The sequence below is a fragment of the Pantoea sp. S62 genome (assembly GCF_016658625.1).
In the GTDB taxonomy this organism is placed as follows: domain Bacteria; phylum Pseudomonadota; class Gammaproteobacteria; order Enterobacterales; family Enterobacteriaceae; genus Pantoea; species Pantoea vagans.
The window spans coordinates 225,895-239,683 of sequence record NZ_JACVVI010000003.1; the positions used below are offsets into that span (position 1 = coordinate 225,895).

At 54.8% G+C, this 13,789-nt stretch carries 15 protein-coding genes; 6 read left to right on the forward strand and 9 right to left on the reverse strand.

Going from position 1 to position 13,789, the window contains the following annotated elements:
• The first annotated feature begins 74 nt into the window (after positions 1-74).
• Positions 75-782, forward strand: coding sequence for a murein tripeptide amidase MpaA (gene mpaA / locus IBT54_RS06160; RefSeq protein WP_201251821.1), 708 nt, complete (start codon positions 75-77; stop codon positions 780-782).
• Here the strand turns inward: mpaA and ycjG are convergent.
• Complete coding sequence (gene ycjG, locus IBT54_RS06165; protein ID WP_201251822.1) at positions 757-1,740, reverse strand: L-Ala-D/L-Glu epimerase; 984 nt, start codon at positions 1,738-1,740, stop codon at positions 757-759. The two genes, mpaA and ycjG, sit on opposite strands and share 26 nt — an antisense overlap.
• Before the next feature lie 146 nt (positions 1,741-1,886).
• On the opposite strand from ycjG, the gene tpx reads away from it, so the two are divergent.
• Positions 1,887-2,390, forward strand: a complete 504-nt coding sequence (tpx, locus tag IBT54_RS06170) for a thiol peroxidase (protein ID WP_013357974.1) — start codon at positions 1,887-1,889, stop codon at positions 2,388-2,390.
• Positions 2,391-2,439: 49 nt separating this feature from the next.
• On the opposite strand, the gene tyrR is transcribed toward tpx, so the two are convergent.
• Positions 2,440-4,005 carry a transcriptional regulator TyrR gene (tyrR, locus tag IBT54_RS06175; protein WP_013357975.1) on the reverse strand — a complete coding sequence of 522 codons (1,566 nt, stop codon included), beginning with the start codon at positions 4,003-4,005 and terminating at the stop codon, positions 2,440-2,442.
• Between the two features lie 229 nt (positions 4,006-4,234).
• On the opposite strand from tyrR, the gene IBT54_RS06180 reads away from it, so the two are divergent.
• The 3 genes from IBT54_RS06180 to IBT54_RS06190 are packed head-to-tail and all read left to right on the forward strand — an operon-like array spanning position 4,235 to position 7,010.
• The gene (locus IBT54_RS06180) at positions 4,235-4,591 is read left to right on the forward strand and encodes a GtrA family protein (RefSeq protein ID WP_033783203.1); all 357 of its coding nucleotides are present in this window, start codon (positions 4,235-4,237) and stop codon (positions 4,589-4,591) included.
• On the forward strand, positions 4,591-5,541 hold the full coding sequence (locus IBT54_RS06185; protein ID WP_201251823.1) for a glycosyltransferase family 2 protein: 951 nt from the start codon (positions 4,591-4,593) through the stop codon (positions 5,539-5,541). Before IBT54_RS06180 ends, IBT54_RS06185 begins: the two co-directional genes overlap by 1 nt.
• 47 nt (positions 5,542-5,588) lie before the next feature.
• Complete coding sequence (locus tag IBT54_RS06190) at positions 5,589-7,010, forward strand: hypothetical protein (RefSeq protein WP_236263030.1); 1,422 nt, start codon at positions 5,589-5,591, stop codon at positions 7,008-7,010.
• A 43-nt stretch (positions 7,011-7,053) separates the two neighbouring features.
• Here IBT54_RS06190 and IBT54_RS06195 read toward each other — a convergent pair whose 3' ends face one another.
• From IBT54_RS06195 to pspA, 6 genes are read right to left on the reverse strand one after another with little or no spacing between them, the layout of a single operon-like run.
• A complete protein-coding gene (locus IBT54_RS06195; protein WP_201251824.1) occupies positions 7,054-8,115 on the reverse strand; it encodes a YcjF family protein in 1,062 nt (353 codons plus the stop codon).
• Positions 8,112-9,509: a YcjX family protein gene (locus tag IBT54_RS06200; protein ID WP_201251825.1), complete on the reverse strand. Its 1,398-nt coding sequence runs from the start codon at positions 9,507-9,509 to the stop codon at positions 8,112-8,114. Before IBT54_RS06200 ends, IBT54_RS06195 begins: the two co-directional genes overlap by 4 nt.
• Positions 9,490-9,738: a phage shock protein PspD gene (gene pspD, locus IBT54_RS06205; protein WP_003853796.1), complete on the reverse strand. Its 249-nt coding sequence runs from the start codon at positions 9,736-9,738 to the stop codon at positions 9,490-9,492. Before pspD ends, IBT54_RS06200 begins: the two co-directional genes overlap by 20 nt.
• A gap of 54 nt (positions 9,739-9,792) precedes the next feature.
• On the reverse strand, positions 9,793-10,143 hold the full coding sequence (gene pspC / locus IBT54_RS06210) for an envelope stress response membrane protein PspC (RefSeq protein WP_201251826.1): 351 nt from the start codon (positions 10,141-10,143) through the stop codon (positions 9,793-9,795).
• The gene (gene pspB, locus IBT54_RS06215) at positions 10,140-10,367 is read right to left on the reverse strand and encodes an envelope stress response membrane protein PspB (protein WP_013357982.1); all 228 of its coding nucleotides are present in this window, start codon (positions 10,365-10,367) and stop codon (positions 10,140-10,142) included. Before pspB ends, pspC begins: the two co-directional genes overlap by 4 nt.
• A gap of 35 nt (positions 10,368-10,402) precedes the next feature.
• Positions 10,403-11,068, reverse strand: a complete 666-nt coding sequence (gene pspA, locus IBT54_RS06220; protein ID WP_013357983.1) for a phage shock protein PspA — start codon at positions 11,066-11,068, stop codon at positions 10,403-10,405.
• Positions 11,069-11,233: 165 nt separating this feature from the next.
• Between pspA and pspF the strand changes: the two genes are divergently transcribed.
• Positions 11,234-12,235, forward strand: coding sequence for a phage shock protein operon transcriptional activator (gene pspF / locus IBT54_RS06225; protein ID WP_195858049.1), 1,002 nt, complete (start codon positions 11,234-11,236; stop codon positions 12,233-12,235).
• 138 nt (positions 12,236-12,373) lie between these two features.
• Here the strand turns inward: pspF and IBT54_RS06230 are convergent, their stop codons facing one another.
• Positions 12,374-13,663 (reverse strand): MFS transporter, encoded by a 1,290-nt coding sequence (locus IBT54_RS06230; protein ID WP_201251946.1) that lies wholly within the window; start codon positions 13,661-13,663, stop codon positions 12,374-12,376.
• Between the last annotated feature and the right edge of the window lie 126 nt (positions 13,664-13,789).

The following is a 13,789-nucleotide window of genomic DNA, read 5'->3' on the forward strand; positions in this document are numbered from 1 at the left end:
GCTGACAGATAAATAGCTATTTTCCGCGCACGGCTTTTCCGCTACTTTGAGTAAAACCCTTTGAGGAAATGAGTATGTCACCACTCCATCCGCGACCCCTGCGGGGCAAACTTGACGTTCCCTATCAGCAGTATGGCAGCTCTGTGCTGGGCGCACCGCTGCTGTGGTTTCCGGCTCCGCTCGGCGATCCCGACAGCGGTCTGATCCTGGCCGGCACCCATGGTGATGAGAATGCGGCCATCGCGACGCTCTCCGCCGCATTACGCACGCTGCCCGACGGCATGCGTCGGCACCATGTGGTATTAGCGGTGAATCCGGATGGCTGTCAGCTTGGACTGCGCGCTAACGCAAATGGCGTCGATCTCAACCGTAACTTCCCGGCAGCAAACTGGCAGTCAGGCGAGACGGTGTATCGCTGGAACAGCGCGGCCGATGCGCGTGATGTGGCGCTCTCAACCGGCACGCATCCGGGCTCTGAACCGGAAACCCAGGCGCTCTGTGCCCTGATTCATCAGCTTAAGCCGCGCTGGATCGTCTCATGGCATGAACCGCTGGGCTGCATTGACGATCCGCATCAGGTGGAGATTGGCGGCTGGCTGGCCAGCCACACCGGCCTTCCCCGCGTCAGCAGCGTCGGCTATGACACGCCAGGCTCATTCGGCAGCTGGTGTCACGATCTCAGTCTGCCCTGCGTCACCGCTGAAATGCCGGTGATTTCCGTGGATGAAGCCACAGAGACTTACCTTGAGATGATGGTCAACCTGCTGCGCTGGCAGCAATAATCAGCTGACCGTTGCGCACGTTGATCGCCGGTTCTGCATCGACCGCCAGCCAGGTTGGCCCGTCGAGATCGGCGAAGCGGGTCTGCGGCACCAGCGGCAGCGCAGCGCGTATCGCCCGCGAGGTACAAAGCATGCAGCCCAGCATCACCGTAAAACCCTGCTGCTGAGCCGTATCGGCCAGCGCCAGCGCCTCGGTCAGCCCGCCCGTTTTATCCAGCTTAATGTTGACCATCTCATAGCGGCCTCGTAGTGCCACCAGGCTTTCGCGGGTATGACAGCTCTCATCCGCGCAGATCGGTAACGGATGGATAAAGTTCTCCAGTGCCGCATCCTCATCCGCGGGCAGAGGCTGCTCGAGCATCGCCACATTGATATCGGCCAGCAGCTGACAGCGTGCCGCCAGGCCTTCGGCGTGCCATGACTCATTCGCATCTACAATCAGCGTCGCGTCCGGCACGGCGGCGCGGATCGCCATCAGCCGTTCGGTGATGAAATTATTGTCCAGCTTAACCTTCAGCAGCGTTGCACCATGCTGCCACAGCGCCAGTGCGCTGCTGGCCATCGCCTCCGGAGTATCGATACTGACGGTCTGTGCGGTGACCACATCCTCAGGCGCGCTAACGCCGCTAAGCTGCCAGAGGCTGCTCTGCTGCTGATGTACGGCTAAATCCCACAGGGCGCTGTCAATCGCGTTGCGTGCAGCACCAGCAGGCAGCGCCTGTTGCAGCGCTTCGCGCGTCATGCCCTGTTGCAGCGCGGGCAGCAGCGTGGCGATTTGCGCCAGCACCGAGGCTTCGCTTTCACCGTAGCGCGCATAAGGCGTCGCTTCTCCGACGCCTTTGACGCCGTCTTCCTCAATTTCAACTACCACCACTTTGACTTCGGTTCGCGTTCCACGGGCAATGACAAACGGCGTATGCAATGGCCAGGCTTCGGGATAACTTTTTACCGTTCTCATTTCCACTCCACAGTGTGTGATGCAGTGGCAGACCGCCACGTTAAATTCAACAATTGAACTCGTAAACCCTTAACATTTATGTCATAAACAACGGCTATCTTTAGCCGTTTTGTATTGGATATTTTTTCTCATCAAAAGGAATCACTATGTCTCAGACTGTTCATTTTCAGGGTAACGCCGTACCGGTTGCTGGTCAGTTTCCTCAGGCTGGCGATAAAGCCAAAGCTTTCACGCTGGTCGCTAAAAACCTGGTCAACGTTGCGCTCTCTGAGTATGCAGGAAAACGCAAAATTCTGAACATTTTCCCGAGTGTTGATACCGGCGTCTGTGCTTCATCAGTGCGCAAATTCAATCAGGCCGCGAGCGAACTGAATAATACGGTGGTGCTGTGTATTTCTGCGGATTTGCCGTTTGCCCAGTCACGTTTCTGTGGCGCAGAAAACCTGAGCAACGTAGTCACCCTGTCGACGCTGCGCGGCTCAGAGTTTAAATATGATTATGGCGTGGAAATTGCCGATGGTGCGCTGGAAGGTCTGACTGCTCGTGCGGTGATCGTGCTGGATGAGAACGATAAAGTGATCTACAGCCAGCTGGTGGATGAAATCACCACTGAGCCTGACTATGACGCTGCACTGGCCGCGCTGAAGTAATAAAAAAAGCGGATAACCCGGTTATCCGCTTTCACCTTTTGTTTGCCGCTTATTCGCTTTCGTTGCGCTTCTGCCCCAGACCATATTCCCGCAGCTTATTGGCAATCGCGGTGTGCGACACCCCCAGCCGTTTTGCCAGCTTTCGGGTGCTGGGATAAGAGAGATAGAGCCGCGTCAGAATCGAGCGTTCGAAACGGCTGGTGATCTGATCCAGTGTGCCTTCCAGGGCTTCATCGCCGAGTGACACATCCAGCGCCTGTTCAGGCAACACGATATCCTGCGGACGCAGTTCGTATCCTTCCAGCTGAGTTAACGCCCTGTACAACGCGTTTTTCAACTGACGCACGTTGCCAGGCCAGGCATAGCGGGTCAGAAACGCGTTGAGCTGTGGCGAGAGACGCGGACGCGCCATCCCCTGCTCATCCGCAAAGCGGGCCACAAACATCTCGGTCAGCGGCAGAATGTCCTGTGGACGGTCGCGCAACGGTGGCAGTTGCAGCGTCAGCACATTGAGACGGTAGAAGAGATCCTCGCGGAACTCCCCGCGCTGCACCAGTTCAATCAGGTTCTTCTGCGTGGCGCAGATCACGCGCACATTGACATGCACTTCATGCTCTTCACCGACGCGACGGAAAGTACCGTCATTCAGAAAACGCAGCAGCTTGGTCTGCATTCTTGGCGACATCTCGCCAATCTCATCCAGCAGAACCGATCCGCCATTGGCCTGCTCGAAAAAGCCTTTCTTGCCTTCCAGCGCATTCGGATAAGCGCCGGCAGCATGTCCAAACAGCTCGCTTTCCGCCACGTCGTCGGGCAAAGAGGCACAGTTCAGCGCCAGGAAAGGATTTTTCCCACGGGCACTGCGCAAATGGCAGGCACGTGCCAGCATATCTTTCCCGGTGCCGGTGTCGCCAACAATCAGCAGCGGCGCATCGAGCATTGCCAGTTTGCGCGCCTGATCGACGACCTGACGCATCTTCGGCGTGACGGCAATGATATGGTCAAACTCCGATTCGTCGGTGACCACCAGATTCTGCAACTGGCGGCCCATGCGGGCTGTCGACTTCAGCATTACCATCGCCCCAACCGGCCTGTCACTCTGGCCCTCTTCACCCGGCAGATAGATAGGACGCGCTTCCATCAGAAAATCACGCCCCTCAATAACGACATGCTGGGCCTGCGCCTCAACCCGATCGCTCTCAAGCCAGCGCTGGAAATTAAAGCCATTAATCAGATGACCGGCGCTAAAGTTGCGCATCTTCTCTTCATCGAGATTAAACAGGTTCTGAGCGGCCGGATTGGCCAGCTCAACCTTGCTTTTCAGGTCAATGGAGAAAACCGGATCCGGCATCGCCACCAGCAGCGCACTCAGCGCGCGATGCTCCCGTTCAGAGGGCATGTACGTCACCGTGCGCACATCTGTTACGCCGGGTGTACGGCGGATTTCCGCCATCAGATTACTGAAGGCGTCAAATTCCAGTGCAGAAAAGTTCAGGTAGATGCGGCCCAGCGCCGTAATTTCGATACCGCGTAAATCAATGTTGCGTGCCACCAGCAGGTCAAGCAGTTCACGCGTCAGACCGATACGGTCCTGACAGAACACTTCCAGACGCATTGCGTTCGCCTTAATCAGGTTCAGATAAAACAATAATACGCTATGTGGCGCACCTGCAGAAAGGTATCTGTCAGGAAATGTTGACAGTTACCGCGCATATGGTGGACTTTTGTACGGACCTGCTGTCGACTGTCATTGCCGGTTGAATGTCAGTCTTTGTCAGCAGCGGACTGTTGATTGCGGGCTAACCAGGGTATATTTTTCACAACTGATTTGAATTGATTATAAAATACTGACTTTCTTCGCAAAATATCTGACTGTGGGTATGGTTAATACCCTGATTCACTGGGTGACCTTTTTCATCGCCCTGAGCCTGGGTCTCATGCAGTCGACCGCTAACCTGATTGCATTTTGCATGGCCGTCACCTTCTCTTTCTTTGTGAATGCGCGCTGGACCTTTAAACAGCAGGCGACCGCGTGGCGTTATATTCTTTACGTCGTTTTTATGGGTGCGATGGCATTCAGCGTGGGTTATCTGGCCGATCGATTAGGCCTCTATCCGATTATTACCCTTGTGATCTCATCAGCTATCAGCCTGGTGTGTGGCTTTCTTTTTTCCCGCTTTATCGTCTTCAAGGGAGAATAATGAAAATCTCTTTGGTGGTGCCGGTATTTAATGAAGAGGAGGTTATCCCTCTTTTTTATGATGCGGTCAGAAAATATGAAGCGCTGGCAGAGTGGCAGGTTGAGATTGTTTTTATCGATGATGGCAGCACAGACGCAACCTATAAACTGATATCCCAGCTAAGCCAGCGCGATCCGCTGGTGCGCAGTCTGTCGTTTATTCGTAATTTCGGCAAGGAACCGGCGCTGTTTGCCGGCCTGGAAGCCGCCACCGGCGATGCCGTGATCCCGATCGATGTGGATTTGCAGGATCCGATCACGATTATTCCCGACATGATCCGTAAATGGCAGGCAGGCGCTGATGTCGTGTTAGCTAGGCGGATTGACAGGCGTGCCGATGGCCACCTCAAACGTAAAACAGCGCACTGGTTTTATAAACTGCACAACAGCATCAGCGATCCGCAGATAGAGGAGAACGTCGGTGATTTCCGGCTGATGTCGCGTGAAGTGGTTGAGAACATTAAGCTGCTGCCCGAGAAGAATCTCTTTATGAAGGGCATTCTGAGCTGGGTCGGCGGACAGACGGACATCGTGGAATATGTGCGCACTGAGCGGATCGCAGGCCGCAGTAAATTCGGCGGCTGGAAGCTATGGAATCTTGCGCTGGAGGGACTGACCTCATTCTCTACCGTTCCGCTACGCATCTGGTCATATCTGGGCTTTCTGGTGGCCTCGCTGGCCTTCCTGTATGGACTCTGGATGATCGTGGATAAACTGCTGTTTGGTAATCCGGTGCCGGGTTACCCCTCTGTTCTGGTTTCGGTGCTGTTTCTCGGTGGGGTGCAGCTTATTGGCATTGGCGTGTTGGGTGAATATATTGGCCGCATCTATATAGAAACCAAAAACCGGCCTCGCTATATTTTGCGAAAATCCGCGACGACCAGACTAAACCCGCCTCAGAAGACGGATTAAACTGCCCGTTGAGACGCAGAGAAGATGGCCAGATTAAAAAAGGATGAATGATGTTCGCCACTGATACCGGACTGACACGTCGTAAGGTTTTTTTACTTATTGCGGTAGTTTTTCTGATTGCTTACAGCCCTGCTTATTTAACCCAGTACGCCTATACCGATGACTGGACGAATCTCTACTGGGCTAACTTTGACAGGCTGAGTATTTTAAACTGGGACACGTTATCCGGCAGGCCAATGTATGGGATCATTCAGTACAGCACCTCATTTCTGGTGGAGAGCGTAGAAAAGCTGGCACTGCTGCGTTCAGTCGCGATTGTTCTGCTCATTTTAACCGGTTATTACATCTATACCCTGTGTCAGAAAGAGGGGCTGCTGGAGAATCAGGCTCAGCGAATTACCTTTGCATTATTGCTTTGTCTGCTCCCTTCATTTCAGGTTTACGTTGCATGGGCATCCTGTTTCCCCTATATCGCTGCGATTTTACTGGCGGGTGCCAGCTACCGTTTGTCGATTAAACCGGGCATCCCAGCCCGCCTGTCAGCATTCTGCCTGCTGACCATCGCATTCTGTCTTTATCAACCGGCTGCGATGAGCTTTAACTTCTATGCTGCGCTGCACCTCTGCTTTTCCGCGCGGAAAATTGATAAGAAACAGGCGCTCATCTCACTGATGGTGCTGGGCGCAGGCATGTTTGCAGCGCTAATCGCCTCGAAGGTGCTGCCCGTCCAGCTTTATGGTCATACGCTGCCACGCTCAGCATTCAGCTACGACATCCTGGTTAAACTGAAATGGTTTTTTACCGAATACCTGAAGAACGTGATCTGCAATTTTGACCTTGGCGCAAAAACGGTATCGGTGATCATCTCTTCGATCATTATTGGTTTTGGCCTGAAGAAAATTAAAGCCTCGGGCAACGATAAATTTTATCTGATTTTTGTCTTACTGCTGATTGCCGCACTGCCTAATCTGATAGTCAGTGAAAGCATGGCCGCTTACCGGACATTGATTGCCGGTGCGCTGATAACCACCAGCGCATTTATTCTCGGCCTGTTTGAAATCAGCAAAAAGTTAAAATGGAAAAAGCCATTCTATGCGCTGCTGGTGATAGTGGCTGGCTCGCTGACGATAAGCCATCTGATCAACGGTTACTCAGTTCCGGCTCGCAAAGAGTTTGCCCTGCTCGATCAGGCGATCATTCAGCAGGTTCCGAAAGATTTCAATGGCGCACTCTATTATCGCCTGACCGGCGAGTATTTGCCGAAGGTTGCGACGTTACGAAAATATGATGATTTCGGTGGGCTTGGGCTGAGCATGTCATGGATATTCGCCGGAATGGCACATTTTATCTGGGGGAAAAACGGAATGGCCTTTACGCTGCCAGCGAATCCGGTGATCACCGATGAAGCGGCGTGTCCGGGTAAATGCCTGACTATCGATTCAAGGCAGGTCCTGCGCCAGCCAGACTAATCAATAAAGGCGGCCTGGCCGCCTTTAGTTTGTCATAAGAGCGTCAGGCGGACTTATTGCCACCCTTCTGCAGCGCCTCTTTCATCTGCCCCAGCAGTTCACGACGAAAGTCGCCGAGCCTCGGCTTATCCTGCTCCAGCCAGGGCAACGGACGGCAAAGCTCCATCGCTTTGATACCCAGTCTGGCGGTTAATAAACCTGCTCCAATACCCTGCGCGGCCCGCGTGGAAAGCCGGGCGGCGATATCCTGCGACATCCAGTCCATACCCACTTCCCGCACCAGTTCAGACGCGCCGGCAAAGGCCATATTAAGCAGCACCAGACGGAATAGCCGGATACGGCTGAAGTAGCCCAGCTCAATGCCATAGATTGCCGCGATACGGTTGACCAGCCGCAGATTACGCCAGGCGATAAACGCCATATCCACCAGCGCCAGCGGGCTGACCGCAATCATCAGTGTGGCTTCCGCTGCATGACGGCTGATCTCGCGTCGCGCCTGGCGATCCAGCACTGGCTGCACCAGTTGGGCATATAAGCGAACGGTTTCACTATCATTGTGGGTTTCATGCAGCGAGGCATGCCAGCGCTGCAGGGCCGGATGCGCCTGATCCAGCTCCGCCTGCTGCGCCAGCTTTTCGCAGAATGCGCGGCCTTTGCCGATGCCATGACTGTGCAGCAGCTCGCGGCCCACATCCCGCTCTTCCGCGCGCTGACGCAACTGATAGAGTCGACGCCACTCGGTGGTCAGCGCGCCCACACCCGCCAGTACAATCAGGCCACCTGCCACGCCGCTGCCCAGCGAAAACCAGTCGCGGGCCAGCCAGGCATCGTGCGTCCACTGTACACCCTGTGCAATCACGCTGACGCCAAACAGCAGCGCGCCTGCCGTCACCATTTTGCGCCACAGACTGCGCTTTGGCTTCAGCGCGGCTTCCACCGCCCGTTCACCTGCGCCCTCCTCTTCGACGGCGGCATCCTCATCCTGCACCGCCAGAAATGCAGCCTGCGCTTCTGCTTCAAAGGTCTGCGCCGGGCGCAGCGGCGTCGTGTTGCTCTCATCCAGCGGACGGGCAAAATCGATACGCGGCTTCAGCGGATCGCTCATCGCAATTTATCTCCCAATAAAAATTCCAGCGCGGCATCCATGCGGATATGCGGCAGCGGACGATCAACGTCGAGCGGCTGCGGCCGGAACTGTTCAAACTGAAAGCCCTGCTGCTGCCAGAAGGCATTACCGGGCAGGCGCGGCGGCACTTCGCCGGGATAGACGGTGAGCGGCTCGCCATCGATCAGACGATGACCGCGCAGGGCCGGGATTTTCTCGCCACGGTGATCGACCAGCCCGCTCTGCGTCGCCTGCACCGACGCCAGCCCGATGCAGTCCATACTGATGCCTTCAAACGCCGCGTTTTGCCAGGCATCCTGCACCAGTTGCTGCAGCAGGGAGACCATGTTGCCATGCTGATCGCTGGTAATGTGGTCCGCCTTGGTAGCGGCAAACAGTAATTTGTCGATCACCGGTGAGAACAGCCTGCGGAACAGAGTGCGCTGACCGTAATGAAAACTCTGCATCAGTTGCGTAAGTGCCAGCCGCATATCGTTAAACGCCTGGGGACCGCTATTCAGCGGCTGCAGGCAGTCAACCAGCACAATCTGGCGATCAAACCGCAGGAAGTGATTCTTATAGAAGCCTTTCACCACATGCTGGCAATAGTAGTTAAAACGCTGCTGCAGCATGCTGAAGTTACTGCCCTTGTCCGCCTGCGCCAGCTTAGTCAGTTGCGCCTCATCAGACGTCGGCCAGGGGAAGAACTGCAGTGCGGGCGCGCCTGCCATATCACCGGGCAGCACGAAGCGGCCGGGCTGAATAAAGTGTAAGCCTTCCGTTTTACAGCGATGCAGGTAGTCGGTCCAGGCGGCAGCAATTTCCGCCAGCTGGGTTTCATCGGCGGGGGCAAGCGGGTCGAGTTTTTCGCAGAGTGCGCGCCACGGCTTAGCCCACTCAGCGCGATCGCCCTGCAGCAGACCGTTCATCTGTCGGGACCAGGCGAGGTAGTCCTGCGCCAGCATCGGCAGATCAAGCAGCCATTCGCCAGGATAGTCGACAATCTCAAGATAGAGCGTCGACGTCTCTTTCAGGTGGCGCAACAGGGAATCATTGGGCCGGTAGCGCAGCGCCAGACGCATTTCGCTGACGCCGCGGGTTGGCGTGGGCCAGGCAGGCGGCGTGCTGTAGAGCTGAGCCAGGCCTTCGTCGTAGGTAAAACGCGCCGTGCCCATGTCACGCTGTGGCACCCGTTTTACCCCCAACAGGCGTTCATCCCGCACAACGGAAAACAGCGGCAAACGTGCGCCGCTGTGAACCGTTAAAAGCTGATTAACCAGTGAGGTTATAAAGGCGGTTTTACCGCTGCGGCTTAAGCCGGTTACCGCCAGCCGCAGGTGACGATCGACGCCACGGTTCATCAACGCCACTAATTCAGTTTGCAGTCTTTTCATCGTTCTCCCTGATGAAGCGCGAAGCCACCCGGTTCATTACGCGTTTCAGGAGTGGCTCCAGTGCCACAGCCAGCAACAGACGTAACGGGCGTCGCGCTACCGATTTCACCGCCCAGCCAGTGACACCAGCGGGACCGTAGGTAACAGCATTGATAATGATGAATTTAGCCGCCGACTTCAATGCAGGTGCCGCGCGGTGACGAAAAGCAGTGGATCGCGAAAAAGACATTAAACCTCCATTGAGCCAGCGTTCGGGCCTGAAACAGGCCCGGCAATAGCAGAATTAAATCTGGCGGAAGCGGCTGCGCACGCTGAAGGTTTCAGACGTAACATAGCGCTCCAGGTCGCGCACGTTGCACTCATCCCGTTGCAGGGTGCTCTCCAGCTGATCCAGCAACTCGCTGGCGGTTGGCTGGCGTTCGCCGTCACTGGCGTTGGCAGGCTTCTCATCCAGCACAAAACCCAGCACGAAATAGGCGATCACCGTAAAGACAAACAGTCCAAAGAACAGCGATAACACCACAATAACCCGCAGCAGGCGAACCGGGATGTCGAGATACTCCGCCAGACCCGCGCAGACGCCCATCAGCTTGCCTTCATCAGGCTTGCGCCATAACTTACGACCTTTCATCATGGCTGCCTCCAGTTGGGATGCTCAGCGTCCAGAATCGCTTCCAGCGCATCAATACGTTCACGCATCCGCTGCGCATCCTGCGTGACGCGCTGCAGCCGCTGGATTTCGCTTTGCGACAGTTCCGAACCGCCGTTGCGTTTGTTGCTGTAATGCAGCCATAACCAGATCGGTGCAACAAACAGCACGAAGATCGTTAGCGGTATGGCGAGAAAAAGTGCGCTCATTGACTCTCCTTAATCACTTATCGCAACGTCGATGATTACTCACTGCGGTTCATTTTGGCTTTCAGCGCATTAAGCTGCTGGCTGATTTCATCATCCGCTTTCAGGTCAGTAAACTGCTGGTCCAGGGTTTTCGGTTTACCAAAACCGTGGCTTTCAGCTTCCGCTTCCATATGGTCAATGCGACGTTCAAAAGATTCAAACCGGGCCATCGCTTCGTCGATTTTGCCGCTGTCGAGCTGACGACGCACATCGCGTGATGAAGAAGCCGCCTGATGACGCAGGGTTAACGCCTGCTGACGGGCACGTGTTTCGGTCAGTTTTTTCTCCAGCTCGCTGATTTCGCCTTTCATGCGTTCCAGCGTCTCTTCAACCTGGCCCACTTCCTGTTTCAGGGAGGCGATCAGGTCGGTGAGTTTCTGTTTTTCAATCAGCGCCGAACGGGCCAGATCATCTTTGTCTTTGCGCAGCGCCAGCTCCGCTTTTTCCTGCCAGTCAGCCTGCTGCAGCTCGGCCTGTTCAATACGGCGTGACAGCTGTTTCTTTTCAGCCAGCGACCGCGCGGAGGTAGAGCGTACTTCAACTAAGGTGTCTTCCATTTCCTGAATCATCAGGCGGACCAGTTTTTGTGGATCTTCTGCGCGCTCCAGCAGGGAATTAATGTTGGCATTTACGATGTCAGCGAAACGAGAAAAAATACCCATGATGATGTTCCTCTTTTTAATGTTTTAAAACGTGATGTCCTGCCTGATTAATACAATATGCGTGCCAACTTTATATCTTTTTGATTTAAATCACATTTTAAATTTTACAGGCTTTTCGTCATGTTTTAAGATAGTCAAAATGATTAAGGGGTAGCGAAATTCATCATGACAGGCACGAATGATAATCTGCTGGGTGAGTCTAATAATTTTCTGGAGGTACTGGAGCAGGTTTCAAAACTGGCTCCCCTTGAGAAACCGGTGATGGTGATTGGCGAACGCGGCACGGGTAAAGAGCTGATCGCGAGCCGGCTACACTATCTCTCTGACCGCTGGCAGGGACCGTTTATTTCGCTGAACTGCGCCGCGCTGAATGAAAATCTGCTCGACTCTGAGCTGTTTGGTCATGAAGCCGGCGCCTTTACCGGCGCACAGAAGCGCCATCTGGGACGTTTTGAGCGTGCTGACGGCGGTACGCTGTTTCTGGATGAGCTGGCAACCGCACCGATGCTGGTGCAGGAAAAACTGCTCAGGGTAATTGAGTACGGGCAGCTCGAGCGCGTGGGCGGCAATCATGCCCTGCAGGTTAACGTACGGCTGGTCTGCGCCACCAACGAAGATTTGCCCGCCCTGGCAGCGGCAGGCAAATTCCGCGCCGATTTGCTGGATCGTCTTGCCTTTGATGTGGTGCAGTTGCCGCCACTGCGCGAACGCCGCAGTGATATTCTGGTGATGGCCGAGCATTTTGCGATTCAGATGTGCCGCGAGCTTGGCCTGTTGCTGTTTCCCGGCTTTACCGCTAAAGCGCAGCAAGCCCTGCTTGATTATCACTGGCCCGGCAATGTTCGCGAGCTAAAAAACGTGGTTGAGCGCTCCGTCTATCGTCACAACAGCAGCGAGCTGCCGCTGGATAATGTCATTATTAATCCGTTCGCTTCACGCTCTGAACCGGTTGTGCTCCCGCGCTCCAGTCAGGAGACAGAGAGCAGCGGCCTGCCTGCCCTGCCGCTGGATCTGCGTCAATGGCAGAACCAGCAGGAGCGGGAGCTGGTCGATGCCAGCCTGCACCAGGCTCGTTACAACCAGCGCCGCGCCGCCGGATTATTAGGCGTTACTTACCATCAGCTGCGCGCGATGATGAAAAAGCACGATATAAAAGCGGAAATTTGATTCGCCCCCGCCGATGAATGCTCACCCTGCCTCATGAAGAATTATCTCAACGAGGCAGGCGATTGTTGGCAAGGTTTCTTACCTTCCAGAGAAATGAAAAGCTGATTCCCTGCTGCTTTGTCATGAATAAAATTGCTATCACGTGTTGTACGGCTTAGTTCCCATTCGTTCAGGTTGCCTGAGGGCGGGAACCCATCCGACGGCAGCGGTAACAATGACAATCGCCAGTGCTGACATCAGTAAGACACGCTCTATGCCATATTGTGCCGCCAGCGGCCCCGCAACCAGTTGTCCAAAGGGAATGGCAATAAAAGAGCCCATCGCATCGTAAGCGTACACGCGTGCCAGTTTATCCGCCGGAATGTGAGTCTGTAATGAATGCGCCCAGGTTACGCCGAATAGGCCTAATGAAACGCCAGCAATTAAGAAACCCACAATCAGCCCTGCTGCTGGCATATTCTGGCTCAGCATAAATATTGGGAGTGCGCATAGACCCGCCAGCATCGCGCCAATCAAGAGATCGCGACGAGGATGCCATTTCATAGCCAGAAATGAACCCGCAATTAAACCCACGCTATGTGCAGCCACAATAATTCCCCACTGCGCCCGCCCGAAAGAGGCGTCGGCAATCATCGGGCCATAGACCTCCACAATCCCATTGAACGCGACGTTGATAATGGCGAACTGAAGGACTATCGACCAAATCCAGCTTCGCCCGGCAAACTCTACCCAGCCTTCTTTGATATCGCTCAGGATATTGCCTTGCGTCGTCCCGGCATTATTCGGGTTGACGCGCATAAGAAAATAAAGCGGCGCGGAAGCCGCAAAGCCCAGCGCATCAATCGCCAGTCCCCAGCCCGGCCCGATAGCGCTGGTGATCACGCCTCCCATCGACGCCCCCATCACGGTGCCACCATAAACACCGAGCTGAATTAATGCATTAGCCTGACGCAGGTGCTTTGCAGGCACGACCTGCGGAACCAACGCAGACGAAGCAGGCAAAGCAATCCCCGCTGCCGCGCCATTCAGAGCACCCAGCAAGGTGAGGCTCAGTACCGTGGCTGAACCATCAAGCACAGACCACGCAACGATAGCCTGAGAAACAGCGGCAACCAGCGCCGATACAACTAACACCCGACTGCGTGAATAGCGGTCAGCAACGACCCCCCCCACCAGCAGAAACAGCACGTTGAACAGGGAACGGGATGCAACCACTACGCCTAAATCAGAGGCAGATCCCCCTATATCGAGTACCGCAAAAGCCAGCGCAATGGGTGCGATTCCATTGCCCAGTACGGTGAACAGACGTCCTAAAAAGAGATAACGAAAGGATGCATAATGGAAAACCTGAGCGTTTTTCTGGAATTTATTCATTGTCAGGAGTTGGGTGAGCTGAAGTTGTGAATATAGTAACTGCGTTTCTGTAATAGTTAAGTCCGGTTTTATGCAGGTCTCCCGCACGTTATTGCGAGGCTTTACAGATAGCACCGTCTTTTACTCTCTTTTCCAGAGACGTGCATTCCACGCAAAATCGCAATGAATTCAGCTGCTCAC